Origin of the sequence: Rhodococcus zopfii NBRC 100606 = JCM 9919 (assembly GCF_001895025.1) — a bacterium.
In the GTDB taxonomy this organism is placed as follows: domain Bacteria; phylum Actinomycetota; class Actinomycetes; order Mycobacteriales; family Mycobacteriaceae; genus Rhodococcus; species Rhodococcus zopfii.
Genome location: NZ_BCXI01000027.1, coordinates 43,560 through 69,430, shown reverse-complemented (window position 1 = coordinate 69,430; position 25,871 = coordinate 43,560). Strand labels below are relative to the sequence as shown.

Here is a 25,871-nt window from a genome sequence, read left to right as displayed (position 1 = left end):
CGCCTGCTCTCGTGCATTTCCGCCCGGTTCATCCCGGGAGGTTCTCCGGCGGGGGGCTCGCCGGATCTACGACACGAGAGGTTGTCCATGGGGCGGTTGTTCGGTACCGACGGTGTTCGCGGCCTGGCGAACGCGAAGTTGACGGTGGAACTCGCCGTCCGGATCGCAGGTGCCGCGGCCGCGGTGCTGGCAGCCGGTACCGACGGCCGCCGGCCGGTCGCGGTGGTGGGCCGGGACCCCCGCGCGAGCGGGGAAATGCTCGACGCGGCGGTGACCGCGGGCCTGACGTCCGCCGGTGTGGACGTGCTGTCGGTCGGGGTACTGCCGACACCGGCGGTGGCCTTCCTGACCGGCGCCTACGCCGCGGACCTCGGTGTGATGATCTCCGCGTCGCACAACCCCATGCCGGACAACGGCATCAAGATCTTCGCGGCAGGTGGTCACAAACTCGACGACGCCGTCGAGGACAGCATCGAGGCACTGCTGCACGGTGAGCGGACACTCGACCGGCCGACCGGCGCCGGCATCGGACGTGTCCGCGTTCCCACCGACGCCGCGGCCCGCTATCTCGAGCACCTGGCCGGCGCGACCACGACACCGCTCACCGGTCTGACGGTCGTCGTCGACTGCGCACACGGCGCGGCCTCGGGCGTCGCGCCCGCCGCGTACGCGGCCGCCGGGGCGACCGTCATCGCGATCGGGGCGGATCCGGACGGTCTCAACATCAACGACAACTGCGGATCCACGCATCTCGACGGACTGCAGAAGGCGGTCGTGGAGCACGGCGCCGACCTCGGGCTGGCGCACGACGGGGACGCCGACCGCTGCCTGGCCGTCGACGCCGCCGGGGCGATCGTCGACGGCGACGCGATCATGGCAGTGCTGGCGCTGGCGATGCGCGACAGCGGAGAGCTGCACGAGAACACGCTGGTCGCCACCGTGATGAGCAATCTCGGTCTGCACCTGGCGATGCGGGAGGCCGGCATCGAGGTCGTGACCGCCGGGGTCGGCGACCGTTACGTCCTCGAAGAGTTGCGGCGAGGTTCCTTCAGCCTCGGCGGCGAGCAATCCGGCCACATCGTGTTCCCGTCCCACGGCACCACCGGTGACGGCGTGCTGACCGGTCTGCGGTTGATGGAGCGCATGGCGGTGACGGGCTCGTCGCTCGCCGACCTCGCGTCGGTGATGCGGACCCTGCCTCAGGTGCTGGTGAACGTGCCCGTCTCCGACAAGACAGCGGTCGCGGGCCATCCCGCGGTGGTCGAGGCGGTCGCCGCCGCCGAACACGAGCTCGGGGACTCCGGCCGGGTGCTGCTGCGTCCGTCGGGGACCGAACAGCTCGTGCGCGTCATGGTGGAAGCGGCCGACGACACTGTCGCGCGGGTCCTCGCCGATCGTCTCGCCGACGCGGTCGCCGCGGTCTGATCCCGGCCCCGGCAACTCGGGGTGCGGAAACTCGGGGTGCGGGAACCGATGCTCCCGCGGCTGCGTCCAATCCCTACGACGGTGCTGCCACGGTGGCGGTGCCGCGGGGGGAGGTGCGCGTGGGGCACGGGGGAACGAACGCCGACGGCATGAGCGTGGACGTGCCGGAGGTCCGCGCGATTGCGGCCGGACTCGGTCGCGCGGTCGCCGGCACCGAGCGGCAGTGGCAGCACGCGGTGGGTGGACTCGGATTCGATGCCGGCGCCGCCGGTCCGGGTCACCGCGGTCGCGGGGATGCGGTGGACGCGGGATACCGTCGGCTGCGGCGGGTGCTCGAGGCGTGGTCCGACGAGGCGGCCGGCGTCGCGGAACTCCTGGGTCGCACGGCCGACAGCTACGGGTACGAGGTCGATCGGCAGGTGGCCGCGCTGACCCGCGTCGACCCCGCCGCGGGGGGTCCCCGGTGACCGGCCCGGCGGGTATCGACGGCCTGCTCGACGCCGGCGCCGTCGGTCTCCGATTCTTCGTCGAGTTCCTGCCGCGGGCACACCGGGTGGGAGCGGCGCAGACGGTGACGGTGCCACACCTGACGGACCGGTACGACGCGCAACGCGGCTTCGACATCGCGCGGTTCGCATCCGACGCGGACGCCCTGAGGGTGCTTTCGACAGTGGTCGGCTCGGGTGCCGACGAGCAGCGCGATTGGCTCGCGGCGGTCCCGCCGGCATGGCAGGGCGGCGCATCGTGCTCCGCCACCGAGTCGCTCGCGGCCCACGCCGAACGGGCGCGGAGCCTGCACGACTCGGTCGGTGTCCTCGCGGCGACGACGGCCGGTGCCGTCGCGGCGATCGGTGCAATCGTCGACGAGAAGTCCCGTGCTGCAGCAACTTTCGCTGACCCCGTGATCGGGGGCTTGGGTCCGGCCGACGTCGACGCGGTTCTTGCCGGCGCGTCCGGTGCGGGCACCGGCCCGACCGTCGAGCAGCTCTCCCGCTGGTCCACCGGCCTCGCCGCCGACGCGGACGCGCCGGCGGTGGCCCAGTGGTGTACCCGATGGCTGACCGAGGTGTTCGTTCCGGGGGTCGAGACCGCCGCCGCCGCGTTCGCCGGACTGTGCGACGACGCCGACCGGGCGATCGGGGAGGTATTCGACGAACTGACACGCGCGTTCGAGAATCTCGACGAGCACCGGTTTCCCGGAGTCGGGACGGAGATGCCGTCGACCGGTGGTCGCGTCGCCGAGTCCCGTGGCGAGGTCGTGCCGGCGTGGGGCTCGCCCGGCACATCGCAGGCCGAAGCAGGGCAGGCCGAAGCAGGGCGCGCCGATGCGGTGCAGGCCGGGGTGTCGCTGGTCGAATCGGGACTCGGACTGGCCGCGGCGGTCGGGGAGCTGAGCGGTGCCGTCGTGGAACTGGCGACCGCGGTGGTCGACGGGGTGACCGCGGTGGTCGACGGGGCTACCACGGGGGTCGACGGGACCGCCGCCGAACCGGCGTCCGAACTCCGCTCCGGGACGATCCCGCCGGCCGTGGAGCCACCCATCGAGTGCCCGCCCGATCCGGCACCGTCCACGGGCCCCACGCCGACGGACACCACACCGCCCACGTCGCCGACACCGCCCACGTCGCCGACACCGCCCGCGGACACCCCGCAGGTGGGCCCGACCGCTGAGGGACCACCGGCGGCGACCCCCGTACCCGGTTCCGGTGTGTCCGGTACGGATCGAGGTCGCGGCGGTCGCGGTGCGCCGGAACGGACCGGCACCGTGCCCGCGGGCGATCGCGGTCCCGCGGACGCGGCCGAACCGATGCCCGACGGCGGCGTGATCCTCCCCGAAGCGGGTCCGCTGTGAACGCGCGTATCGAGCGGATCGTCGCCGAGTATCGAGCCGCGATCGGCCGCAGGCTCGGCGAGCTGGAGGCGGTGCGCCTACCCCGGCAGCTTCCGCCGCTGCCGGAGCGCGAGCAGGAACCGGAGGGCGACGAGCCGTACTACCGGCCGAAGAGCTGGCTGATCTGAGCGGCCGGATCGGATTCGATCACCGCCGGATCCGCGATCGCCTCGGAGCCGGGGATCTCGGCTTCCGGATCGGAGAAGCATGCGTAGCTCTTGTCGCCGGTCAGGCGATGCAGCAGGAACCCGGTGAGCAGCGCGCGGGTGCGCTGCTGCGTGCGGCGCTCACCGCCGCCGAGCCCGATGTACGACAACAGTTTGCGGCCCTCGACGAGACCGTCGTCGGAGGCCTTGTCGACCGACCGCAACAGCACGTCGCCGCCCCACCCCTGCGCGACCGCGACCGCGTCGCTGTTCATCGAGCCGAGGCTCTTCGCGCCGACGAGGACCAGCCCGGGCGCATCGACGCGGGGCGCGACGGCCGCGGCGGACGGCGCGGTCGGGGCTGGGAACAGCGACGCCACCGCCGCCACGTCGCGCCGGGACGCGGCCAGCACTGCCGCTCCCGCGCCCAGTCCGTGACCGGCCACTGCGACACGGTCGGGGTGAACGCTGATCCGGCCCGTTCCCAGCCGGACGCTCGTGCAGATGTCGAGGACGGTGATCAGATCGGTGGACAGACCCAGCGCCGACGGCACCGGTCCGCGCTCGGTGTTCGGTGCCGTGGCGACGATGCCCCACGACGCGAGATGCTCGAGCAGCGCCGAGTAGTTCGAGGTTCCGGTCAGCCAGCCGTGACCGAACGCCACCGCAGGCAGTCCGAATCCTTCGGCGGGGGTGTAGACGACGCCGGGTTGACCGGCCAGCGCCAGGTCGCCGCGCAGAACCGAATGCGGTCCGCGCCGGGAGAGCTGCTGAGCCAGGGATTTCGGGTTCGCCGCCACGGAGTGAACGTTAGCGGATCGCCCGGCGGCCCGGTACGCCACCGGCCGCGAGCCGGGCCCGCGGGGTTCCGACGAGTTGTTACCGCCCGCTCGTCGCCCAGTACCCTGCTAACCATGTGCGGAATCGTGGGTTATGTCGGGCACCGCAATGCTCTCGACGTCGTGGTGGAGGCACTGCGGCGAATGGAATACCGAGGTTACGACTCGGCTGGCATCGCGATCCTGGACGGTCGCGGGGGGTTGGCCGTCGAGCGGAAGGCGGGTCGGCTGGCGAATCTCGAGGCCGAGCTCGACGAGGTCGGCCGGGACCGCTTCGCGGGCACCGCCGGCATGGGACACACCCGCTGGGCGACCCACGGACGGCCCACCGACCGCAATGCGCACCCGCACCGGGACGCGAGCGGCCGCGTCGCGGTCGTCCACAACGGCATCATCGAGAATTTCGCTCCGCTGCGCGCCGAACTCGAGCACGCGGGTGTCGAGCTGGCGTCCGACACCGACACCGAGGTCGCCGTGCACCTGGTGGCCCGCGCCTACGCCGAGGGCCCCACGGCCGGGGACTTCGTGGAGAGCGCCCGGACCGTGCTGCGCAGGCTCGAGGGCGCGTTCACGCTCGTCTTCGCGCACGCCGACCATCCCGGCACGATCGTCGCGGCCCGCCGCTCCACGCCGCTGGTCGTCGGTGTCGGCGACGGCGAGATGTTCATCGCGTCCGATGTCGCGGCGTTCATCGAGTTCACCCGTGACGCCGTCGAGCTGGGTCAGGACCAGGTCGTCGTCATCACGAAGGACTCCTACGTGGTGACCGATTTCGACGGCAATCCGGACGTGCCGACGCAGCCGTTCACGATCGACTGGGATCTCGCCGCCGCCGAGAAGGGCGGCCACGACTACTTCATGCTCAAGGAGATCGAGGAGCAGCCCGGAGCGGTCGCCGACACGCTGCGCGGGCATTTCGTCGACGGTCGTATCGTCCTCGACGAACAGCGCCTGTCCGATCAGGAACTGCGAGACATCGACAAGGTGTTCGTCGTCGCGTGCGGCAGCTCCTACCATTCCGGTCTCGTCGCCAAATACGCCATCGAGCACTGGACGCGCCTGCCCGTCGAGGTGGAGCTGGCCTCCGAGTTCCGCTACCGCGACCCGGTGCTCGACCGATCGACACTGGTCGTGGCGATCTCCCAGTCCGGTGAGACCGCCGACACCCTCGAGGCCGTCCGGCACGCGAAGGAACAGAAGGCTCGGGTGCTGGCGGTGTGCAACACCAACGGCGCGCAGATCCCGCGCGAGGCCGACGCGGTGCTCTACACCCGCACCGGCCCCGAGATCGGTGTCGCGTCGACGAAGGCGTTCCTCGCGCAGATGGCGGCGAACCTGCTTGTCGGTCTGGCGTTGGCGCAGGCCCGCGGCACCAAGTACCCGGACGAGGTGGCCCGCGAGTACGAGGATCTCGCCGCCATGCCCGAACGCATCGCGCAGTTGCTCACCACGATGGAACCGGTGCGCGAGCTCGCCCGGGAACTGTCGGCGTCCCCGGCGGTGCTGTTCCTGGGCCGGCACGTCGGCTATCCCGTCGCGCTCGAAGGTGCCCTCAAGCTCAAGGAACTCGCGTACATGCACGCGGAGGGCTTTGCAGCCGGCGAGCTCAAGCACGGACCCATCGCGCTCATCGAGGACGGTCTGCCCGTCATCGTGGTGATGCCGTCCCCGAAGGGCCGTGCCGTGTTGCACAGCAAGCTGCTCAGCAACATCCGGGAGATCCAGGCGCGCGGCGCCCGCACCGTCGTCATCGCGGAGGAGGGCGACGAAACCGTGCGCCCGTTCGCCGACCATCTCATCGAGATCCCGTCGTCCCCGTCGCTGCTGCAGCCGCTGCTGTCGACGGTTCCTCTGCAGGTGTTCGCCGCCGAGGTTGCGCAGTCGCGCGGTTACGACGTGGACAAGCCCCGCAACCTGGCCAAGTCCGTCACGGTCGAATAGACCCGCGCTCCGATCGGAGGGGTGATGCGCAGTTACCACCCGTGCGACCGGGTCCGGGCGGCGGAGGCTCCGCTGCTCGCGTCGCTACCCGACGGCACACTCATGCGACGGGCCGCGCACGGCCTCGCCCGGGTCGCCGCCGCGGAACTGCGATCCCGGACCGGCGGGATCGCCGGGCGGCGCGTGGTCCTGCTCATCGGATCCGGCGACAACGGCGGCGACGCGCTGTGGGCCGGGGCGTACCTGCGTCGCCGGGGTGTCGCGGTGACCGCGCTGCTGCTCGCGCCCGACCGTGCCCATCCCGCGGGACTGTCCGCGTTGCGGGCGGCCGGGGGGCGGGTGGCCCCGGCAGTCCCGGATGCTCTCGGCGACCCCGATCTCGTGCTCGACGGGATCGTCGGCATTTCCGGCCGAGGCCCGCTGCGGCCAGCGGCCGCGGCCCTGGTCGACGCGATCACCGCCCCGATCGTCGCGGTCGACACCCCCAGCGGCGTCGACCCGGACACCGGGGCCGTCGACGGCCCGGCCGTCAGCGCCGCGGTCACGGTCGCGTTCGGTGCTCTCAAACCGGTCCACGCGCTCGCCGGGGCGCGCTGCGGCCGCGTCGAACTCGTCGATATCGGCCTGGACCTGCCGACGGCCGAGCTGGTTGCCGCCGAACCCGCCGAGATCGGTGCGATCTGGCCGGTCCCGGGTGCCGACGACGACAAGTACAGCCAAGGTGTCGTGGGCATCATCGCGGGCAGCGCCACCTACCCGGGGGCCGGTGTGCTGTGCACCGGTGCCGCGGTAGCCGCGACGTCCGGGATGGTCCGGTACGCCGGAACCGCAGCGGATGCGGTTCTCGCCCGGTACCCGGAAGTGGTCGCGGCACCGTCGTTCGCCGCAGCCGGTCGTGCACAGGCCTGGGTCGTCGGTCCGGGTGGCGGCACCGACGAGGCGGCCGCGCGGACCCTGCGGGAGGTGCTGGCCACGGATCTGCCGGTGCTCGTCGACGCGGACGGATTGACGCTGCTCGCGCAGAACCCGTCCCCGGTACGCAACCGTCCGGCACCGACGTTGCTCACCCCTCACGCCGGGGAATTCGCCCGGCTCACCGGGTCGCGCCCCGAACCCGACCGGGTGGCCGCTGTGCGGGCCCTGGCCGCGGACTGGCAGGTCCACGTGCTCCTCAAGGGCCGAGCCACCCTCATCGCCCGCCCCGACGGGCACGCATTCGTCAACGACGCGGGGGGGTCGTGGGCGTCCACCGCGGGCGCAGGCGACGTGCTGTCCGGCCTGATCGGGGCGCTGATGTCGGCGGGGATGGCACCCGATCTCGCCGCGGCGGCCGGCGCGCGGGCACATGCGCTCGCCGCGAACCTGGCCGCCCGCGACGGTGTGGGGGCCGCCCCGGTGTCCGCAAGCGCGATCCTGACGCAGGTCAGGGCTGCGGTGCGCACGCTGCGGGCATATATGTCCGAATTGTGATCCGAACTCCGCCACCGGCGCGCGGCGCGAGAATCCGGGAGTGGCAGGATCGAAAGTCATGACCGCCGCAGAACGCACCCAGGAACAGCACCGTCACGCCCAGCCCCAGGCCGAGGCGGTGATCGACCTGGATGCGGTCGCGGACAACGTTCGCCTGCTGCGCGAGTACGCCGGGGACGCCGCGGTGATGGCCGTGGTCAAGGCCGACGGCTACAACCACGGCGCGGTGCAGGTCGGGAAGGCCGCGCTCGCCGCCGGCGCCCGGGAACTCGGGGTCACCACACTTGCCGAAGCTCTGACTCTGCGTGCGGCCGGTATCGACGCGCCGATCCTGGCGTGGCTGCACACCGTCGACGCCGATTTCGCGCCCGCGATCGCCGCCGGCGTCGAAATCGGTGTGTCCTCGCCCCGGCATCTCGCGTCGGTCGCCGCTGCCGCCCGCGAGACCGGGATCACTGCGGTGGTCACCGTCAAGATCGACACCGGACTCAACCGCGGTGGCGTCGCCCGCGACGAATGGCCGGACTTCCTCCACGACCTCGGTCGCGTCCAGGCCGAGGGCGCGGTGCGGTTCCGAGGGGCGTTCTCCCATCTCGCGCACGCGGACGAACTCCACCACCCGGAGATCGATTCGCAACGAGACCGGCTGATCGAGGCCGTCGCCGATCTGCGCCGACACGGCATGGCCCCCGAGGTGGTGCACCTGGCGAACTCCGCGGCCGCCGTCACCCGCCCCGACCTGCGGTTCGACATGATTCGGCCCGGAATCGCGATGTACGGGTTGTCTCCGATTCCGGAGATCGGCGACTACGGTTTCCGGCCCGTGATGACGTTGCGGACGAGGGTGGCACTCGTGAAGAGATTGACGGCGGGATCCGGGGTGTCCTATGGGCACCGTTGGGTGGCACCCGCGGACACCACGGTGGCGGTGCTGCCCATGGGATATGCGGACGGGATCCGGCGGAATCTGAGTGGCCGATTCGAGGTGTTTCTCGGTGGCCGGCGCCGTCCTCAGCTCGGCCGCGTGTGCATGGACCAGATCGTGGTGGATCTCGGGCCGGACGGCGGCGGAGTAAACGAAGGCGACCATGCGTTGTTCTTCGGTAACGGCGGTCACGGTGAACCGTCCGCTCAAGACTGGGCGGAACTCCTCGACACGATCAACTACGAGGTCGTGACCGGGGTGGGCGGGCGCACCGTGCGGACCTACATCGGTGGCGAAGGAGGCAGGACGCGATGAGTGTGATGGGCAGAATGGGGCTTTTCGCCGCGAGTCTGGCCACGCTCGCTTCCGCGGCCGGCCTGTATGCGGTGCGGTCGGCGGGCATGCCCGCCCCGGAGATCTACGCGGACGAGGACTTCGACGCGATGCTCGCCGCACCCAAGCGCATCGTCGTCACCGAGGACGGCGTCGAGCTCGCGGTGCGCGAGTTCGGATCACCTCGCGCGCCTCTGACCATCGTGTTCGTCCACGGGTACTGCCTGCGCATGCAGTCCTGGCACCTGCAGCAGCGGTATATCGCCGAGCGGTGGGGCGGTGACGTGCGCACGGTGTTCTACGACCAGCGCGGGCACGGCGAATCCGGTGCTGCCGGAGCGAAGTCCTGCACCATCGCCCAGCTCGGACGCGACCTCGGCCGCGTCATCGACGAGACCACGCCGGGCGGGCCCGTCGTGGTCGTCGGGCATTCGATGGGCGGCATGACCACGATCGCGCTCGCCGCGCAACGCCCCGACCTGTTCGATTCCCGGATCGTGGGTGTCGGCCTGCTGTCGACGACCGCGGCCGGCCTCAGCAAGACCGGCCTCGGCCGCAACCTGGAGAACCCGGTGATCGACGGGTTCCGTTACGCCGCTCGCACCGCGCCTGGATTCGTGCAGTACGCCCGCGGTACCGCGAAGGCAATCGTCTCGCCGATCCTGCGGGCCGCGTCGTACGGCACCGTCGTGAGCCCCCGATTGGTGGAGTTCTCCGACCGCATGCTCAGCGAGACGTCGGTGCTCACCATCGTCAACTTCCTTCGCACTCTGGAACTGCACGACGAATCAGCCGCGCTGCCCACCCTCAGCAGGGTGCCGGTTCTGGTGCTGTGCGGTGACGCGGACATGGTGATCCCGTTCTCGGGCTCCGAGGAGCTCGCCGCGGAGTTGCCGCACTGCGAACTCAAGCGCGTGCGAGGCGCCGGACACCTCGTGCAACTGGAGTTCCCGGAGGTCGTGTCCAAGGCAGTGGACCGGCTCGTGCAGCGGGCCTTCGCACACGATGCGTCCAACCGGCGGGCTGTGGGTGTCTGAACACGTGAAGGACGACCCAGTGCCCGAGCAGTACGCCGAGCCCGAGCAGCACGCCGAACTGTCGACGGTCGAGGACACCGAAGCGCTCGGCCGCAGGCTCGCGGCGAGCCTTCAGGCGGGAGACCTGGTCGTGCTCGACGGTCCGCTCGGCGCCGGTAAGACCGCGTTGACCAGGGGAATCGCCGCAGGACTCGGCGTGCAGGGGCGGGTGACATCGCCGACGTTCGTGATCGCCCGCGAGCACCGGCCGGGGAATCGCCCCGGCGGGACACCGGTGGGACTCGTGCACGTGGACGCCTACCGGCTCGGCGATGGGCCCGGTGCACTGGACGAGCTCGACGCACTCGATCTCGACACCGACCTGACCGCCGCCGTTGTCGTCGTCGAATGGGGTGAGGGTCTGGTGGAAAAGCTCACCGACCGGCATCTGCGGGTGCGGTTGCGGCGCGACCCGGAATCCGATGTACGCCGGGCCACCTGGCGTTGGGTGGGCTAGTCGCCCGGGTAGCCGTTCCCCGTCGCTGCGCTCGCCCGGGTAGCCGTTCCCCGTCGCTGCCCTCGTCCATGAGGGCGGTATCCTGGGTAATCGTGCTTGTGCTCGCCGTCGATACCGCCACCCCTGCCGTGACCTCGGGGCTGGTCCGCCTCGGCGACGGAGCCGCGCAGGATCTCGAGACGCTTGCGGTTCGGGTCACCGAAAATCCACGGGCGCATGCCGAGGTCCTCACGCCCCTGATCCTCGAATGCCTCGCCGAAGCAGGATGCGAGCCGGCAGACCTCGATGCGGTCGTCGTCGGTGTCGGTCCCGGGCCGTTCACGGGATTGCGGGTCGGGATGGCGACCGCCGCCGCGTTCGGTGATGCACTGGGCATTCCCGTGCACGGAGTGTGCACCCTCGATGCACTTGCCGCGGACGTGTTCGCGGCCGATGTGACCGCCGCGGACGTGTTCGCGGCCGATGTGCCCCCCGGTTCCGATCTGCTCGTCGTCACCGATGCCCGTCGCCGTGAGGTGTACTGGGCGCGGTACTCCGGTGGTAGCCGGGTGGAGGGCCCGGAGGTGCGGAAACCCGCAGAGGTGACGGCCGCGCCGTCGCGGCGGGTTGCGGGCTCGCCGGCCCACGCCGAACTGTTCGACCTGCCGGTGGTTCCGGTGCATTCACCGTCGCCGGCCGGTCTGGTCACGGTGGCCGCGTCCGAACTGACCGCCCGGGCCGCCCCGCAGCCGCTGGTGCCGTTGTATTTGCGACGGCCGGATGCGGTGGAGACGGCGGCCCGCAAGAAATGAGTGTGCTCGTCGATGCGCTGCGCCCGGACGATGTCGAGCGTTGCGCGGAACTCGAACAGGTCCTGTTTCCCGGGGACGACCCGTGGAGTGCGGACGCGTTCCGGTCCGAACTGGCGTCTCCGCACAACCATTACGTCGCCGCCCGCGACGATGACGGTCGCCTGATCGGGTACGCCGGTCTGGCTCGACTCGGTACCGGCGTGCATCCCGAATCGGAGGTGCACACGATCGGCGTCGACCCGGGCCTGCGGCAACGGGGTATCGGCGGTGCGCTGCTCGGCGAGTTGCTGCGTGTCGCCGACGCGTGGGGTGGGCCGGTGTTCCTCGAGGTTCGGACCGACAACGATGCCGCGATCGCGTTGTACCGACGTGAAGGTTTCGAGATCGTGGGCACCAGGAAGCGTTACTACCAGCCGAGTGGCGCCGACGCGTACACCATGTGCCGGCCGGACCGGCGAGAGGAGCCAAGGCCGTGATCGTGATGGGCATCGAGAGCTCGTGCGACGAGACGGGTGTCGGCATCGTCCGGTGGGTCGGCGACGGCACGCTCGAACTGCTCGCCGACGAGGTGGCTTCGAGTGTCGACGAACACGCCCGCTTCGGTGGTGTGGTGCCGGAGATCGCGTCCCGCGCGCATCTCGAGGCGATCGTCCCGACTATGCGCCGTGCGCTGGCAGCTGCCGGCGTCGCCAAGCCCGACGCCGTGTGTGTCACCATCGGCCCGGGTCTCGCCGGCGCGCTGCTCGTGGGTGTCGCCGCCGCGAAGGCATATGCCGCAGCCTGGAACGTGCCGTTCTATGCGATCAACCATCTGGCCGGGCACGTCGCGGTCGACACGATCGAGAACGGTCCGATGCCGCCGTGTGTCGCGCTGCTGGTCTCGGGTGGACACACCCACCTGCTGCATGTCGAGGACATCGGCAAGCCGATCGTCGAGCTGGGGACCACCGTCGACGACGCGGCGGGGGAGGCCTTCGACAAGGTGGCTCGGCTGCTGGATCTCGGATACCCGGGTGGTCCGCTGCTGGACAAGCTGGCCCAGCAGGGGGATCCGACCGCAGTGGTGTTCCCGCGCGGGATGACCGGACCGCGCGACGCCCGCCACGACTTCTCGTTTTCCGGCCTCAAGACCGCGGTCGCCCGCCATGTCGAAGCGCTGGAACGCGCCGGGCAGCCGGTTCCGGTCGCCGATGTCGCGGCCGGATTCCAGGAGGCGGTCGCCGACGTGCTCACGATGAAGGCAGTGCGCGCGGCTCAGGACGTCGGTGTCGACACGCTGGTGCTCGGCGGCGGTGCGACCGCGAATTCGCGGCTGCGTTCGCTCGCCAGGGAGCGGTGCGCCGCTGCGGGGATCACCCTGAGGGTGCCGCGCCCGCGATTGTGCACCGACAACGGTGTGATGATCGCGGCGCTCGGCGCGCACCTCATTGCCGGCGGCGCGCAGCCGTCGTTGCTGACCGCCGCCACCGATCCCGGCCTCCCGGTGTCCGTGAACCAGGTGTGAGCCGGAATTTCCCGTCGCGTCGCCCGCTACGTCGGCTCATCCGTCGGTGGGTGTCGCGGTCGGTGTCCCCGGCGCCACGTGTTCCGGCGCCACGGTTTCCGGCGTGACGGACTCCGCCTGGGGTGGTTCGGTCGTCGTCGTACCGGGATCGGGGGCTTCCGGTGTGGTCGTGACCGGTGGTGTGGGGGCCGGTGGTGTCGTGGCCGGTGTGGTCGTGGCCGGTGGCGAGGTGGTCTCCGGCGTCGGAGTTCGCGTCGTGGTCGATCCCGGCCGTGGGCGGTCCCGGTCGCGGTTCTCCGTGTTCGGCGTCCACGTCGGCGGTACCAGCGACTGCGTGGTCTCCGGCATCGTGGTGGGCGGCACCGTCGTGGGCGGCACCGTCGTCCGGGATGCTTCGTGCTCGGTGGTTGCGGTGACTCTGCCGGAGGGAACGCGGGTGGGAACCGGATCGAACGACGGGATGCGTGTCCCGGTCGGGACGGTCGCGTCGGGCGCGACCGTGTCGGGTGGGGTCGGCAGCACCGAGTCGCTGGACCCGGCGGGCGAGACGGGCCGGTCGGTGGACGCAGGCTCCCGGATCTGTTCGGTGGCATAACCGGCGACGAGTGCCCCGGCCACCAGTGCCCCGACGAGTGCCCCGGCGGTGCGGCCGGAAGGGCGTGACGTGCCGGACTCGGTGCCCCCCGCGAGCGGGTAGCGGTCGAGGTGAGGATCGTCGTCCAGGTACGCGGCGCCGTGCGCGGCGACCGCCGCGGGATCGTCGACGGTGACGGCAGGGCCGCCGAATGCAGCCGTGACCGCTGCGGCCAGCGCGGGGAACGACGAGGCGCCGCCGACGAGCACGAGCACCTGTGGCGAGGTCGGGGCGGCGGCGCAGGTCCGTGCGGTGAAGTCCGCGGCCGCCTCGACCAGATCCACGACGAGCCCGTCGAACTCGGGGCGGGTGACCGTGACGGACACGCCCGGTCCGGCCTCACCGATCTCGATGTGTGCGGTGTCGTCGACGGTGAGGGTCTCGAGGGCTCCCAGACAGCGCGCGGAAAGCAGGGCGGGGTCGACCGGGATGCGGGTACGGATGCCGTCCGTCGATCTGCGGACGTGTTCGAGGAGCCGGCTGTTGATCTTCTCGCCACCCAGCGCGTCGGTGCGGTCGGCGTGCAGGACCGTGCCGTCGGCGTGGTCGAGGACCGACACGCTCATCCCGGATGCGCCGACGTCGGCGACCGCGATCGCTCCGTCCGTGTTCGCGAGCCCGGTGTTGTGCAGGTAGGTGACGACCGCGGTCGTTTCCGGGATCAGCCGTACGAGGCGGCCCTCGCGGATCGCGGCGGCGCGGACGGAGTCGGCCTGTTCGGTCGTCCGGTAGGCGACCGTGACGACTTCGGGGGCCGGGACGTCGGCAACCTGGGTCGTCATCAGGGTGATCGCGTCGAAGACGAGGTCACCGAGGTCGCGAGGATCGTGAGTCTCGGCTGCGAGTTCCCGGTATTCGGTGATCGGGCCGTCCGGCGCGTCGATCACCAGTGCGGATCCCACTCCGGATGCTCCGGTGGAGATCCCCAGCGACGTGCGCATAGTCCACCTCCCGTGCGTGATCGGGGGCCAAGAGGCTCGTGTGCACCTCGATAGGTCACCGTATGGTCACGCTACGTATCTCTGTTATCCGAACGTAACAGAAGGCCTGTGATGTTCGCTGAATGCGAGTAAGCGCCCGCAAGCCTTGAGTGCTGGCACTCGCATGTATAGAGTGCTAGTGACACCGAGCGTCGGCCCGGCACCCGCGACGACGGGACCTCGCACGGAGTCACCGTGGTGACTGAACGAATCCGAGTCCGAGAACACCGGTTCCCGGACCCAAGTACCCCTGAAAGTGGAGGGCTCATCGTGGCGAGCGTGAACATCAAGCCGCTCGAGGACAAGATCCTCGTCCAGGCCAACGAGGCCGAGACGACGACTGCCTCCGGCCTCGTCATCCCGGACACGGCGAAGGAGAAGCCCCAGGAGGGCACCGTCGTCGCCGTCGGCCCGGGCCGCTGGGACGAGGATGGCGACAAGCGCATCCCCCTGGATGTCAAGGAAGGCGACGTCGTCATCTACAGCAAGTACGGCGGAACCGAGATCAAGTACGCAGGCCAGGAGTACCTGATCCTGTCGGCTCGCGACGTGCTGGCCGTCGTCGCCAAGTAAGCCGCGTGCATTCCGCCCCGGAGTTCCTCAACGGACCCGGGGCGGAGTCCGTTCCGGAGAAATTCGACAGGAGTAGTCGGAGAACATGTCCAAGCAAATCGAGTTCAACGAGACCGCGCGGCGCGCGCTCGAGCGCGGTGTCGACCGCCTCGCCGACGCCGTCAAGGTCACGCTCGGCCCGCGCGGGCGGCACGTCGTGCTCGCCAAGGCATTCGGCGGACCGACCGTCACCAACGACGGTGTGAGCATCGCCCGTGAGATCGAACTGGAGGATCCGTTCGAGAACCTCGGCGCCCAGCTCGTCAAGAGCGTCGCGACGAAGACCAACGACGTCGCCGGTGACGGCACCACCACCGCGACCGTTCTGGCCCAGGCCCTGGTCAAGGCCGGCCTGAAGAACGTCGCCGCAGGCGCCAACCCGATCGCGCTCGGTGTGGGTATCGCCAAGGGTGCCGACAAGGTCGCCGAGGCGCTGCTCGCGCTCGCTACCCCCGTCCAGGGCAAGGAGGCCATCGCGCAGGTCGCGACCGTCTCGTCCCGCGACGAGGAGATCGGTGCGCTGGTCGGCGAGGCTCTCAGCACCGTCGGAGAGAACGGCGTCGTCACGGTCGAGGAATCGTCGACGCTGAGCACCGAACTGGTCGTCACCGAGGGTGTGCAGTTCGACAAGGGTTATCTGTCGCCGTACTTCGTCACCGACGTCGACGCGCAGCAGGCGGTCCTCGAGGACGCGCTGGTGCTGCTGTATCGCGAGAAGATCGGCTCGCTGCCGGACTTCCTGCCGCTGCTCGAGAAGATCGCGGAGTCCGGCAAGCCGGTCCTGATCATTGCCGAGGACGTCGAGGGTGAGGCGCTGTCGACGCTGGTCGTCAACGCGATCCGCAAGACTCTCAAGGCGGTCGCAGTCAAGGCGCCGTACTTCGGTGATCGTCGCAAGGCGTTCCTGGACGACCTCGCCGTCGTCACCGCGGGCACCGTCATCAACTCCGATCTCGGCCTGTCCCTCAAGGAAGCCGGGCTCGAGCTGCTCGGTTCCGCCCGCCGCGTCGTGGTCAGCAAGGACAACACCACGATCGTCGACGGTGCCGGTACCGCCGAGGCCATCGAGGAGCGCGCCGCACAGCTGCGCCGCGAGATCGAGGCCACCGACTCGGACTGGGATCGGGAGAAGCTCGAGGAGCGCCTGGCCAAGCTCGCCGGCGGTGTTGCCGTCATCAAGGTCGGCGCGGCCACCGAGACCGACCTCAAGGAGCGCAAGTTCCGCGTCGAGGACGCGGTGAACGCGGCCAAGGCCGCCGTCGAGGAGGGCATCGTCCCCGGTGGTGGTTCCGCACTGGTGCAGGCGTCGCTCGAGCTCGCCGAGCTCCAGGCGTCCCTGTCGGGTGACGAGGCCACCGGCGTCGCGGTTCTGCGGACGGCGCTGTCGGCGCCGCTGTTCTGGATCGCGGCGAACGCGGGTCTGGACGGTGCCGTGGTGGTCTCCAAGGTCGCCGAGGGCCCGAAGGGTCACGGATTCAACGCTGCGACGCTCACCTACGGCGACCTGATCGCCGACGGTGTCGTCGACCCGGTCAAGGTGACTCGTTCGGCGGTCGTCAACGCCTCGTCCGTCGCCCGCATGGTGCTCACCACCGAGAGCGCGGTGGTCGACAAGCCCGAGGAGGCTGCCGAGGCCGGTCACGGTCACGGTCACGCCCACTAGGGATCGCGCTACACGAAGCCCCGTTCCACACGAAGCCCCGCCCGGGAGAGGTCCCCGGGCGGGGCTTCGTGGTGTTGTTCGCGTCGTTCGAGGGCAGGGTCAAACAGCGATCCGGCGGCGTCGGTGCCGCGCGTACATCTCGCGCTCCGCCTCCGACAGGCCTCCCCAGATGCCATACGGTTCGGCGACATTGAGGGCGTGCTCGCGGCACTGGGCGATCACGGGGCAGCTTCGGCACATCTCCTTGGCGCGACTCTCCCGCTGGGCGCGAGCGCGGCCGCGCTCGCCGTCCGGGTGGAAGAACATCGAGGAGTCCACACCGCGACACAGTCCGTGCATCTGCCAATCCCAGATGTCGGCGTTGGGGCCGGGCAGGTGGTGTGGTGCAGGCATTGTGGCACTCCTTTGCAGCATGCTCGCGTGGGTGCGAGTGGACCGTGGACGGGAGCGGTGCCCCGACCGAGCATTCTTTCGAGCACCGTCACCGTAAAAGCGCGATGCAAATCCCGTCAACACTTTTGTGGCGTGTGAAATTCCATATCGCTCATCGTGAGAATTAACCTGGAAAATATTTACTTCGCGCTCAAATCATGATTGGCTGACGTTCGATCATGGCCGTTCGCGGTGTCCTGGTCGATGTAGGCGACTTCTCTGATGCGCACTTGACCTGGTGTTTTGTATTCTCGCCCCGTTCCCGGGCGTGCTGGACCGCATCGCCGATCATCTCTGATCGTCCAATCGCGGACCGAAATAGCGTACATGCAGTATGTTTGAAATTAACGGGCTGTAAACGGCAAGCGAATCGTTGATGCCGCGCTCGGAATTCTCGGCCGGAAATATATGCGCTCGCGGTGAATGTTTCTCGCCATTCGGACACCGCGTCGAGGCCGGCTGCGACGCCGATGCGATGATTTCGGGGTGTCAGCGACCTTCGAGTCTGTGCGTTTGCCCGATTTGTCCCCCGATGTCCTGGGGGCAGCGGCGTTCGGCGATCGGCCGGGAATGCACCCGCTGCCCGCCGCGAGTGACCCGGAGCAGCGATGGCTCCGCGCGGTCGCTCTCGGAGGGCAGGGCTTCTACAGTGGTGCCCGGGCGGAACTGACGCGACTGCAGCGTGAGGTCACGGAAGGGCCACTGGCGTCCTTCGCGGCGAGTACCGAGGCGTCGCTGCTACGTCAGCTCGGGTGGCATCGGCTGGCTGCGGTGCACGACGGTCGCGCGTTCGCGCTCGCACGGTCCGCCGCTTCCCGGTCCGCGGAAGACGCGGCGCGCCTCGTCGAAGCGCAATGCGATGCGCTCACCGGCCTGGCCGCGGACGCACTCGGTTGCGGCCGTCTCGGCCTGTCGCGACGGTTGCTCGCCCAGTGCGCCGAGCGGTTGCTGGTCGCCGGCACCGACGACACAGCCTTCTGGCGGCAGCGGATCAGACTGCACTGGGTGACGGCGGAAACCGCGCTGGCATCCGGAGACTTCGCGACCGCGAAGGACCACGCCGCGCAGGCGTCGGTTCGGGCGGATCGCGGCCCGTCCGTGCGGCACCGCGTCAAGTCCGATCTGTTGCGCGCGGCGTCGTCGACCGGTGACGCCGACCTCGGGCAGGCACGCGCGCTCGCAGTCGACGTGTCGCAGCGTTGCGCCGAACACGGCCTGGTCCCGTTGCGCTGGGCGGCCGCGATGTTGGCGAACGGTATCGGTGCTGAGACCGGTGCCGATCGGGTGCGCGACGAATGTGCCCGCATCGTGATCTCCCGCGGCGGCCGCTTCGCGACGACCCCGAAGTAGTTCGGCCAGGGTGAATCGGAGTTGTCCATGCAAGTAGTTAGGCTGGGGGCGTTCCACGTTGGTGGAAGCACTCCCGGGCGGGGACGTGCCACTTGTAACACCAGGACATACGCAATCGATGACTGTTATGGGTGAAGAGTTGGACTCGGCAGTCGCTGCGGCTTCGCAAGGCGATCGGGCTGCTCTCGCCCAGGTTCTCGCAAGCATTCGACCCCTGGTCGTGCGGTACTGCCGGGCAAGGGTCGGGTCTGCGGAGCGCGGTCAGCACTCCGCGGACGACGTAGCGCAGGAGGTATGCCTGGCTGTGATGACGGCGCTGCCGCGATACCAGGACCAGGGACGTCCATTCATGGCGTTCGTCTACGGCATCGCAGCACACAAGGTTGCGGACGCGCATCGGAGTACCGCCCGGAATCGGTCGGACCCGGTCGCAGACGTTCCCGAAGTGATGTCGCTGGAGGACAGCCCGGAAGAGCACGCGCTCAACGCGGAGACGAGCCGGCAGATGAAAGCGCTGCTCGGCACGCTTCCGGAGAAGCAACGCGAGATCCTGATCATGCGATTGGTTGTGGGGTTGTCGGCGGAGGAGACGGCAGCCGCAGTGGGAAGCACGGCGGGGGCCGTTCGAGTGGCTCAGCATCGAGCCATCGCCAGACTCAAGAAGGAAGTGACGAGAGCAGGTGAGAGGAATGGGTAGGAAGCGCGGTGACGACGACTTCGACACTGATCTCGCCGACGACGGCACCCCTGTGGACATCGCGGCGGTGCGTCGTGACGATGCCCTCATCGACGCGATCTCCGGTGACGGTCCGGTAACGACGGAATCGGACGAGGAATACGAGCTTGCCACGCTGCTGGCGGGATGGCGCGCCGAGATCCTCGCAGAGCCGTTACCCGCAGGCCCCGAACTCGACGAGATCGTCGCCGCGGTCAACCGTGAAATCGGTGCCCGCGACGCGATGGCGAACAGTCGAACGCGCTCCCGCACACAACTGCGCCTGCTGCGACCCATAGCCGGAGCCGCGGCACTCGTCGCGGTGGCTGTCGGTGGTGCGGCGGCCGTGTCCTACGGCGCCGAACCGGGCGACCCCCTCTGGGGTGTCAAAGAGGTCGTGTTCAGCGAGCAGGCACAGAGCACCGTCGCGCGCATCGATACGACGTCGAGCCTCGAACAGGCCGAACGTGCGATCGCCGTCGGCGACACGGCCGTCGCCAAGGAATTGCTCGAGTCTGCGCAGGTTCGCTCCAGCGACGTGGCGAATGCCGGTCAACGGGACGAACTGGGTGACTGGCTGCAGCGCCTGTCCGCCGAACTGAGCAAGCTCGTGCCGGTTCCGCCGGTTCCACCTCTTCCGGCACCGCTGCCGCCGTTTGTGCCGCCGTCCTCCGATGCCGCGGCGATCCCGCCGCAGACCGCGGACACGATGCTTCCGGGAACCGCTGTGACCACATCGCCGGACGTCGTGACGCAGCCGTCGCCGTCCTCGTCTCCGGATCCGACGATCCTGAACGAGCCGACGACGGAACCGTCGACGCTGCCCGCCGAACCGACCACCCTCCCGACGACCACGCCACCGGCACCGAGCAGCGAACCCAGCTCGCCGCCCGCCACTCAGGCGCCGCCCACCACGACGGCGTCCGCGTCGGGGTCGACGACCTCGCTCGAGCAGCAGTCGATCAGCGCGCCGGTGGGCACACCGGGGACGCGCGATACCACGGAAGTGCGCTGACGGGTCACCGTACGTGAAACGCGGCGCCGGCACACCGGGTGTGCCGGCGCCGCGTTTCGTCGTGGGATCGGTTGTAGCGGCCCGTCCGCCGGGAGCGTGGGTGCACACACGAGAACGCCCGACCGAAATCGTCCGGTCGGGCGTCGTCGGTGTTCTGTGTCACCGCGCGTGATCAGCGGTGGTCGGCGTGTTCGCCCCGGTCAGGAATCGAAGCCGTACGGATCCGCGGGAAGCGCCTCGTTCATCGAGGCGTCCGCGTAGCCGCGGCAGTAGTCCCACGTGACGTAGGCCTCGGGTGCGGGATCGTAGGCGGGTTCGTGCGGACGGACCGTCCCGTCGACCAGGAGCTGCAGCAGATTCGCGCGCAGCATGTCCCAGTCGTGGTAGTGGTCCTGGTGGCAGTCCTCGCAGCACACGACGAGACCGCGGACCCCACGTGGGGCCAGTAGTGCCTCGTAGACGGCGAGGTCCGCAAGATCCTCTTCGACTGCCAGCCGCTCCGAGGGGTCCAGCGGCTGACCCGGCTCGAGCGCGTCGAGCGCGGCCGACGGGTCGTCGGGATCTCCGGCGAAGGGGTCCGGTGGAAGACCCGGAGGTAACTGATCACGCACGACACCCACGGTACGCAGTGCGGTGGGGTCTGCGCCAGCCGTAGCCCGTGGACACGCCGACGAACGGGCCGCGCGCGCTCACGTACCGGGCCGGCGACCGCGGGGGAGGGGTGCGGGTTGCGGCAGTGCGAATTGCGGCAACCGATACGATGGAGAGGTGAGCGTACCGGCTGCCTCGGACTGTTCGGGGAATATTCGCACCGCTCACAACATTGTTGGTCACGACAATGCTGCTCACGACGTCGTCGCACCGTCGCCGTTCCGTCGTTCGCGGCAGCGTCGTTTCACGCTCAGAACCTGTCGGGCCGGAAATCGTCCGCGCCCGCAACGTATCGACTGGCATGGAGGGTCCGAACCGCATGAGTAGTACCGGAGGGCACGTGCACACCGGCGGCGACGATCCGAACAAGGTCGCAATGCTGGGCCTGACCTTCGACGACGTGCTGCTGCTCCCCGCGGCGTCCGATGTCGTCCCGAGTCAGGTCGACACGTCGAGCCAGTTGACGCGCGAGATCCGGCTGCGAATCCCGCTGGTCAGTTCCGCGATGGACACCGTCACCGAGTCGCGCATGGCGATCGCCATGGCCCGCGCCGGCGGCATGGGCGTCCTGCACCGCAACATGTCCGCGGAGATCCAGGCGGCCCAGGTCGAGACCGTCAAGCGTTCCGAGGCCGGTATGGTCACCGACCCGGTCACGTGCAAGCCGACCGACACCCTGGCCGAGGTGGACGCCAAATGCGCTCGCTTCCGGATTTCGGGTCTGCCCGTCACCGACGCCGACGGCCTGCTCGTCGGCATCATCACCAACCGCGACATGCGGTTCGAGGTGGATCAGAACCGCCCGGTCGCCGAGGTCATGACCAAGGCGCCGCTCGTCACCGCGCGGGAAGGTGTCAGTGCCGAGGCCGCGCTGGGGCTGCTGCGCCGTCACAAGATCGAGAAGCTGCCGATCGTCGACGGACAGGGCAAGCTCACCGGCCTGATCACCGTCAAGGACTTCGTCAAGACCGAGCAGCACCCGAACGCCACCAAGGATCGCGACGGCCGCCTCCTGGTCGGGGCAGCGGTCGGTGTCGGTGACGACTCCTGGACGCGCGCGATGTCGCTGACCGACGCCGGTGTCGACGTCCTCGTCGTCGACAGTGCCCACGGTCACTCGGCGGGCGTGCTGTCGATGATCTCCAAGCTCAAGGCGGAAATCGGCGACCGTGTCCAGATCATCGGCGGCAACGTCGCGACCCGCGCCGGGGCTGTCGCCCTCATCGAGGCGGGCGTCGACGCCGTCAAGGTCGGCGTGGGACCCGGCTCGATCTGCACCACCCGCGTCATCGCCGGTGTCGGCGCACCCCAGATCACCGCGATCCTCGAGGCCACCGCCGCGGCCGCACCGCACGGGATCCCCGTGATCGCGGACGGCGGTCTGCAGTTCTCCGGCGACGTCGCCAAGGCCCTCGCGGCCGGTGCGTCCACGGCGATGCTCGGTTCGCTGCTCGCCGGCACGGCCGAATCCCCGGGCGAATTGATCCTCGTCAACGGCAAGCAGTTCAAGAGCTACCGCGGAATGGGTTCGCTCGGCGCGATGCAGTCGCGCGGCGAGGCGAAGTCGTATTCGAAGGATCGGTACTTCCAGGACGATGTCCTCTCCGAGGACAAGCTGGTCCCCGAGGGCATCGAGGGCCGGGTCCCGTTCCGGGGCCCGCTGCAACAGGTCACCCATCAGCTCATCGGCGGCCTGCGCGCGGCCATGGGATATGCCGGGGCGTCGACGATCGAGCAGCTGCAGAAGGCACAGTTCGTGCAGATCACTGCTGCGGGGCTCAAGGAGAGCCACCCGCACGACATCACGATCACCGCGGAGGCGCCGAACTACGCGGCCCGGTAGGCCGACCGTTCGAATCACCGCCGGTCGATTCCCTGCTCGTCCTTGTCCGTGACGGGCGAACCGACCTCACACGAGAAAGGGGCGCGCGTGCGCGACCTCGTTGAAATCGGCATGGGCCGCACCGCCCGGCGCACCTACGAGCTGGACGACATCGACATCGTGCCGTCCCGCCGCACACGGTCCTCCAAGGAGGTGTCGACGGCCTGGCAGCTCGATGCCTACCGATTCGATATTCCGCTGCTCGCGCACCCCACCGACGCGCTGGTATCGCCGGCGTTCGCCGTCGCGCTCGGCAAGGCCGGCGGTCTGGGCGTCATCAACGGTGAAGGCCTGTGGGGCCGGCACGAGGATGTCGAGGCCGAGATCGCCAAGCTCGTCGAGCTCGCCGAGACGAATCCGGATCCGAGTGCCGCGGTGGCCCACCTGCAGAAGCTGCACGCTGCACCGCTGCGCCCCGAGTTGCTTGCCGCCGCGGTCGGCGAGGTGCGGGACGCGGGCGTGACGACGGCGGTGCGGGTCAGCCCGCAGAACGCGCGTGCGCTGACCCCGGACCTGGTCAAGGCGGGTATCGACCTGCTCGTCGTCCAGGGCACGATCATCTCGGCCGAGCACGTCGCGCACAGCGAGGGTGAGCCGCTCAACCTCAAGACGTTCATCTCCGAGCTCGACGTGCCGGTTGTGGCAGGCGGTGTGAGCGACCACCGTACGGCCCTGCACCTGATGCGTACCGGCGCGGCCGGTGTCATCGTCGGCTACGGCTCCACGGCCGGTGCCACAACGACCAGCAGCGCCCTCGGAATCGGCATTCCGATGGCCACCGCGATCGCGGATGCCGCCGCGGCGCGCCGCGACTACCTGGACGAAACCGGCGGCCGCTACGTGCACGTCATCGCGGACGGCGACATCGAGACCGCCGGCGACCTGGCGAAGGCCATCGCGTGCGGTGCCGACGCGGCCGTCCTCGGTGCGCCGCTGGCGGTGTCCGCCGAGGCCCCCGGCCGTGGCTGGTACTGGCCGTCCGTCGCCGCGCATCCGTCGATGCCGCGTGGTTCGGTGCTGCAGGTCGAGGTCGACGATGAGCGTCCCGGCCTGGATCGGGTGCTGGGCGGGCCGTCCGACGATCCGTACGGTTCGCTGAACCTGGTCGGCGGACTGCGCCGGGCGATGGCGAAGTCCGGGTACTCGGACCTCAAGGAGTTCCAGAAGGTGGGCCTGTCGGTGCGCGCCTGACAGGTGCGTGTCCGCTTCCGGTGGCCGGATGTCGGATCGGTTCGTGTGCAGCGGACCGACCCGATGTCCGGCCGTCGTGGTTCCGGGGCCCCACCTGCGATTTCCGATACGTGCGGTAACAGTTAGGTAATCCTTGTGGCAGCTGTCACAGGCACTGGGTGCATACTGGCGAGTAACAACCAGTTTTCACGGTGGAGGTACTCCGATGGGTAAGCAGCGCGCGACGGACTATGACGTCCTCATCGTCGGATCGGGTTTCGGTGGCAGTGTCACGGCGTTGCGGCTCGTGGAGAAGGGCTACCGTGTCGGCGTTCTCGAGGCAGGCCGGCGTTACGCGGACGCGGACTTCGCGAAGACCAGCTGGGATCTGAAGCGCTTCCTGTGGGCGCCCAGGTTCGGCTGCTTCGGCATCCAGCGCGTGCACCTGCTGCGCGACTGCCTCATCCTCGCCGGTGCCGGCGTCGGCGGCGGATCGCTCAACTACGCGAACACGCTCTACAAGCCGCCCGCATCGTTCTTCGAGGACAAGCAGTGGGCGCACATCACCGACTGGCACGACGAGCTTTCGCCGTTCTACGACCAGGCCCGCCGAATCCTCGGTGTCGTGACGAACCCGCACATGACACCGGCCGACGATGTGATCAAGTCCGTCGCCGAGGACATGGGCGTCGGCGACACGTTCATCCAGACGCCCGTCGGCGTGTACTTCGGTGAGCCCGGACGCACCGTCGCCGACCCCTACTTCGGTGGCGTGGGACCCGACCGCACCGGCTGCATCGAATGCGGCGAGTGCATGACCGGGTGCCGGCACGGCGCGAAGAACACCCTGGTGAAGAACTACCTCGGCCTCGCCGAGAAGGCCGGCGCCGAGATCGTCCCGATGACCACGGTCACCGGTCTGCGGGAACGCGCGGACGGCACATGGGAGGTCGCGACCGAACGCACCGGAGCGTGGCGGCGGAAGAACCGACACACCTACACCGCCGGCCACGTGGTGCTCGCCGCCGGTACCTGGGGCACCCAGCACCTGCTGCACCACCTCAAGGACACGGGCGCCCTGCCGAAACTGTCGGACCGGCTCGGTGAGCTGACCCGCACCAACTCCGAATCGATCGTCGGCGCCGGCAAGATGAGCGTCGATCCGAACATGGATCTGACCCGCGGTGTGGCGATCACCTCGTCGTTCCACCCGACCGCCGACACGCACATCGAGCCGGTCCGCTACGGCAAGGGCTCGAACGCGATGGGTCTGCTGCAAACCCTCATGACCGACGGCGGTGGACGCACCCCGCGGTGGGCGAAGTTCCTCGTCCAGGTCGCGAAGAATCCGGTGCAGATGGCCCGGATGCTGTCGGTGAAGGACTGGAGCGAGCGGACCATCATCGCGCTGGTCATGCAGAACCTCGACAATTCCATCACCACCTACACGAAGAAGGGGTTCTTCGGTCGCCGGGTCACCAGCAAGCAGGGACACGGTGAACCGAACCCCACCTGGATTCCCGCAGGCAACGACGCCACCCGTCGCATCGCCCAGAAGATCGACGGCATCGCCGGTGGCACGTGGGGGGAAATTTTCAACATCCCGCTCACCGCGCACTTCCTCGGGGGCGCGGTCATCGGCGTCGACCGCGACCACGGGGTCATCGACCCGTATCACCGGGTGTACGGCTACCCGACGCTCAGCGTCGTGGACGGCGCGGCCGTCTCCGCGAACCTCGGTGTGAACCCGTCACTGACGATCGCCGCGCAGGCCGAGCGGTCCGCGTCGCTGTGGCCGAACAAGGGGGAGGACGACGTGCGCCCGGTGCAGGGCGAGCCGTACCGTCGGCTGGACCCGGTCGCCCCGAAGAACCCCGTGGTGCCGGCGGGCGCGCCCGGCGCGCTGTCGCTGCCGATCGTCGAGATCCGCGCCGGTTCCGATTCGGGCGTGGCCTGACCGGCGTTCGTG

General features: G+C 69.6%; 24 protein-coding genes. 20 read left to right on the top strand and 4 right to left on the bottom strand.

Annotation, left to right across the window (positions count from 1 at the left end):
• Positions 1–87 precede the first annotated feature (87 nt).
• From glmM to RZ1_RS30575, 4 genes are all read left to right on the top strand, one after another.
• Positions 88–1,425 (top strand): phosphoglucosamine mutase, encoded by a 1,338-nt coding sequence (glmM, locus tag RZ1_RS17160; protein WP_072813709.1) that lies wholly within the window; start codon positions 88–90, stop codon positions 1,423–1,425.
• A gap of 119 nt (positions 1,426–1,544) precedes the next feature.
• On the top strand, positions 1,545–1,892 hold the full coding sequence (locus RZ1_RS17155; protein ID WP_139281878.1) for a hypothetical protein: 348 nt from the start codon (positions 1,545–1,547) through the stop codon (positions 1,890–1,892).
• Positions 1,889–3,277 (top strand): hypothetical protein, encoded by a 1,389-nt coding sequence (locus RZ1_RS17150; protein ID WP_072813707.1) that lies wholly within the window; start codon positions 1,889–1,891, stop codon positions 3,275–3,277. Before RZ1_RS17155 ends, RZ1_RS17150 begins: the two co-directional genes overlap by 4 nt.
• Entirely contained in the window at positions 3,274–3,444 is a 171-nt protein-coding gene (locus RZ1_RS30575) for a hypothetical protein (RefSeq protein ID WP_169917987.1), read from the top strand. The genes RZ1_RS17150 and RZ1_RS30575 overlap by 4 nt, the downstream gene beginning before the upstream one ends.
• Here the strand turns inward: RZ1_RS30575 and RZ1_RS17145 are convergent.
• Positions 3,417–4,262, bottom strand: a complete 846-nt coding sequence (locus RZ1_RS17145) for a dienelactone hydrolase family protein (RefSeq protein ID WP_072813706.1) — start codon at positions 4,260–4,262, stop codon at positions 3,417–3,419. The two genes, RZ1_RS30575 and RZ1_RS17145, sit on opposite strands and share 28 nt — an antisense overlap.
• A 114-nt stretch (positions 4,263–4,376) precedes the next feature.
• Between RZ1_RS17145 and glmS the strand changes: the two genes are divergently transcribed.
• The 8 genes from glmS to tsaD all read left to right on the top strand — a co-directional run bounded on the left by glmS (position 4,377) and on the right by tsaD (position 12,798).
• The gene (gene glmS, locus RZ1_RS17140; protein WP_072813705.1) at positions 4,377–6,242 is read left to right on the top strand and encodes a glutamine--fructose-6-phosphate transaminase (isomerizing); all 1,866 of its coding nucleotides are present in this window, start codon (positions 4,377–4,379) and stop codon (positions 6,240–6,242) included.
• Positions 6,243–6,266: 24 nt separating this feature from the next.
• Complete coding sequence (locus RZ1_RS17135) at positions 6,267–7,712, top strand: NAD(P)H-hydrate dehydratase (RefSeq protein WP_072813704.1); 1,446 nt, start codon at positions 6,267–6,269, stop codon at positions 7,710–7,712.
• Between the two features lie 58 nt (positions 7,713–7,770).
• Positions 7,771–8,952, top strand: a complete 1,182-nt coding sequence (gene alr, locus RZ1_RS17130; protein ID WP_072813703.1) for an alanine racemase — start codon at positions 7,771–7,773, stop codon at positions 8,950–8,952.
• A complete protein-coding gene (locus RZ1_RS17125) occupies positions 8,949–10,007 on the top strand; it encodes an alpha/beta fold hydrolase (RefSeq protein WP_072813702.1) in 1,059 nt (352 codons plus the stop codon). The genes alr and RZ1_RS17125 overlap by 4 nt, the downstream gene beginning before the upstream one ends.
• 19 nt (positions 10,008–10,026) lie before the next feature.
• Positions 10,027–10,503, top strand: coding sequence for a tRNA (adenosine(37)-N6)-threonylcarbamoyltransferase complex ATPase subunit type 1 TsaE (gene tsaE / locus RZ1_RS17120; RefSeq protein WP_072813764.1), 477 nt, complete (start codon positions 10,027–10,029; stop codon positions 10,501–10,503).
• Positions 10,504–10,595: 92 nt separating this feature from the next.
• Positions 10,596–11,294, top strand: a complete 699-nt coding sequence (gene tsaB / locus RZ1_RS17115; protein ID WP_072813701.1) for a tRNA (adenosine(37)-N6)-threonylcarbamoyltransferase complex dimerization subunit type 1 TsaB — start codon at positions 10,596–10,598, stop codon at positions 11,292–11,294.
• A complete protein-coding gene (rimI, locus tag RZ1_RS17110; RefSeq protein ID WP_072813700.1) occupies positions 11,291–11,770 on the top strand; it encodes a ribosomal protein S18-alanine N-acetyltransferase in 480 nt (159 codons plus the stop codon). Before tsaB ends, rimI begins: the two co-directional genes overlap by 4 nt.
• Positions 11,767–12,798 carry a tRNA (adenosine(37)-N6)-threonylcarbamoyltransferase complex transferase subunit TsaD gene (tsaD, locus tag RZ1_RS17105; protein ID WP_072813763.1) on the top strand — a complete coding sequence of 344 codons (1,032 nt, stop codon included), beginning with the start codon at positions 11,767–11,769 and terminating at the stop codon, positions 12,796–12,798. Before rimI ends, tsaD begins: the two co-directional genes overlap by 4 nt.
• A gap of 36 nt (positions 12,799–12,834) precedes the next feature.
• Here tsaD and RZ1_RS17100 read toward each other — a convergent pair whose 3' ends face one another.
• Positions 12,835–14,373 (bottom strand): Hsp70 family protein, encoded by a 1,539-nt coding sequence (locus RZ1_RS17100; RefSeq protein ID WP_083583744.1) that lies wholly within the window; start codon positions 14,371–14,373, stop codon positions 12,835–12,837.
• Positions 14,374–14,682: 309 nt separating this feature from the next.
• Here RZ1_RS17100 and groES point away from each other — a divergent pair, with 309 nt between their 5' ends.
• Positions 14,683–14,985 (top strand): co-chaperone GroES, encoded by a 303-nt coding sequence (gene groES / locus RZ1_RS17095; RefSeq protein ID WP_068154369.1) that lies wholly within the window; start codon positions 14,683–14,685, stop codon positions 14,983–14,985.
• Positions 14,986–15,070: 85 nt separating this feature from the next.
• The gene (groL, locus tag RZ1_RS17090) at positions 15,071–16,687 is read left to right on the top strand and encodes a chaperonin GroEL (RefSeq protein ID WP_072813699.1); all 1,617 of its coding nucleotides are present in this window, start codon (positions 15,071–15,073) and stop codon (positions 16,685–16,687) included.
• Between the two features lie 99 nt (positions 16,688–16,786).
• Here the strand turns inward: groL and RZ1_RS17085 are convergent, their stop codons facing one another.
• A complete protein-coding gene (locus RZ1_RS17085; protein WP_072813698.1) occupies positions 16,787–17,080 on the bottom strand; it encodes a WhiB family transcriptional regulator in 294 nt (97 codons plus the stop codon).
• 609 nt (positions 17,081–17,689) lie between these two features.
• On the opposite strand from RZ1_RS17085, the gene RZ1_RS17080 reads away from it, so the two are divergent.
• From RZ1_RS17080 to RZ1_RS17070, 3 genes are all read left to right on the top strand, one after another.
• Entirely contained in the window at positions 17,690–18,469 is a 780-nt protein-coding gene (locus RZ1_RS17080; RefSeq protein ID WP_238072076.1) for a hypothetical protein, read from the top strand.
• A gap of 118 nt (positions 18,470–18,587) precedes the next feature.
• Positions 18,588–19,166 (top strand): sigma-70 family RNA polymerase sigma factor, encoded by a 579-nt coding sequence (locus RZ1_RS17075; protein WP_072813697.1) that lies wholly within the window; start codon positions 18,588–18,590, stop codon positions 19,164–19,166.
• A complete protein-coding gene (locus RZ1_RS17070) occupies positions 19,159–20,199 on the top strand; it encodes an anti-sigma-D factor RsdA (RefSeq protein WP_072813696.1) in 1,041 nt (346 codons plus the stop codon). The genes RZ1_RS17075 and RZ1_RS17070 overlap by 8 nt, the downstream gene beginning before the upstream one ends.
• 200 nt (positions 20,200–20,399) lie before the next feature.
• On the opposite strand, the gene RZ1_RS17065 is transcribed toward RZ1_RS17070, so the two are convergent.
• Positions 20,400–20,810 carry a DUF5319 domain-containing protein gene (locus RZ1_RS17065; protein ID WP_072813760.1) on the bottom strand — a complete coding sequence of 137 codons (411 nt, stop codon included), beginning with the start codon at positions 20,808–20,810 and terminating at the stop codon, positions 20,400–20,402.
• A 359-nt stretch (positions 20,811–21,169) separates the two neighbouring features.
• On the opposite strand from RZ1_RS17065, the gene guaB reads away from it, so the two are divergent.
• The 3 genes from guaB (at position 21,170) to RZ1_RS17050 (ending at position 25,859) form a co-directional block, all read left to right on the top strand.
• Positions 21,170–22,693 (top strand): IMP dehydrogenase, encoded by a 1,524-nt coding sequence (gene guaB, locus RZ1_RS17060; RefSeq protein ID WP_072813759.1) that lies wholly within the window; start codon positions 21,170–21,172, stop codon positions 22,691–22,693.
• Positions 22,694–22,780: 87 nt separating this feature from the next.
• Complete coding sequence (locus tag RZ1_RS17055) at positions 22,781–23,923, top strand: GuaB3 family IMP dehydrogenase-related protein (protein ID WP_072813758.1); 1,143 nt, start codon at positions 22,781–22,783, stop codon at positions 23,921–23,923.
• Positions 23,924–24,128: 205 nt separating this feature from the next.
• Positions 24,129–25,859, top strand: a complete 1,731-nt coding sequence (locus tag RZ1_RS17050; RefSeq protein ID WP_072813695.1) for an FAD-dependent oxidoreductase — start codon at positions 24,129–24,131, stop codon at positions 25,857–25,859.
• Positions 25,860–25,871: the final 12 nt, after the last annotated feature.

What these genes read in the sequence shown, in the direction of transcription:
- glmM (WP_072813709.1), top strand. Translation starts at nt 88, where the DNA reads ATGGGGCGGTTGTTCGGTACCGACGGTGTTCGCGGCCTGGCGAACGCG.
- glmS (WP_072813705.1), top strand. Translation starts at nt 4,377, where the DNA reads ATGTGCGGAATCGTGGGTTATGTCGGGCACCGCAATGCTCTCGACGTC.
- RZ1_RS17135 (WP_072813704.1), top strand. Translation starts at nt 6,267, where the DNA reads ATGCGCAGTTACCACCCGTGCGACCGGGTCCGGGCGGCGGAGGCTCCG.
- alr (WP_072813703.1), top strand. Translation starts at nt 7,771, where the DNA reads ATGACCGCCGCAGAACGCACCCAGGAACAGCACCGTCACGCCCAGCCC.
- RZ1_RS17125 (WP_072813702.1), top strand. Translation starts at nt 8,949, where the DNA reads ATGAGTGTGATGGGCAGAATGGGGCTTTTCGCCGCGAGTCTGGCCACG.
- rimI (WP_072813700.1), top strand. Translation starts at nt 11,291, where the DNA reads ATGAGTGTGCTCGTCGATGCGCTGCGCCCGGACGATGTCGAGCGTTGC.
- RZ1_RS17100 (WP_083583744.1), bottom strand. Translation starts at nt 14,373, where the DNA reads ATGCGCACGTCGCTGGGGATCTCCACCGGAGCATCCGGAGTGGGATCC.
- groL (WP_072813699.1), top strand. Translation starts at nt 15,071, where the DNA reads ATGTCCAAGCAAATCGAGTTCAACGAGACCGCGCGGCGCGCGCTCGAG.
- RZ1_RS17085 (WP_072813698.1), bottom strand. Translation starts at nt 17,080, where the DNA reads ATGCCTGCACCACACCACCTGCCCGGCCCCAACGCCGACATCTGGGAT.
- RZ1_RS17080 (WP_238072076.1), top strand. Translation starts at nt 17,690, where the DNA reads ATGCACCCGCTGCCCGCCGCGAGTGACCCGGAGCAGCGATGGCTCCGC.
- RZ1_RS17075 (WP_072813697.1), top strand. Translation starts at nt 18,588, where the DNA reads ATGACTGTTATGGGTGAAGAGTTGGACTCGGCAGTCGCTGCGGCTTCG.
- RZ1_RS17070 (WP_072813696.1), top strand. Translation starts at nt 19,159, where the DNA reads ATGGGTAGGAAGCGCGGTGACGACGACTTCGACACTGATCTCGCCGAC.
- guaB (WP_072813759.1), top strand. Translation starts at nt 21,170, where the DNA reads ATGAGTAGTACCGGAGGGCACGTGCACACCGGCGGCGACGATCCGAAC.
- RZ1_RS17050 (WP_072813695.1), top strand. Translation starts at nt 24,129, where the DNA reads ATGGGTAAGCAGCGCGCGACGGACTATGACGTCCTCATCGTCGGATCG.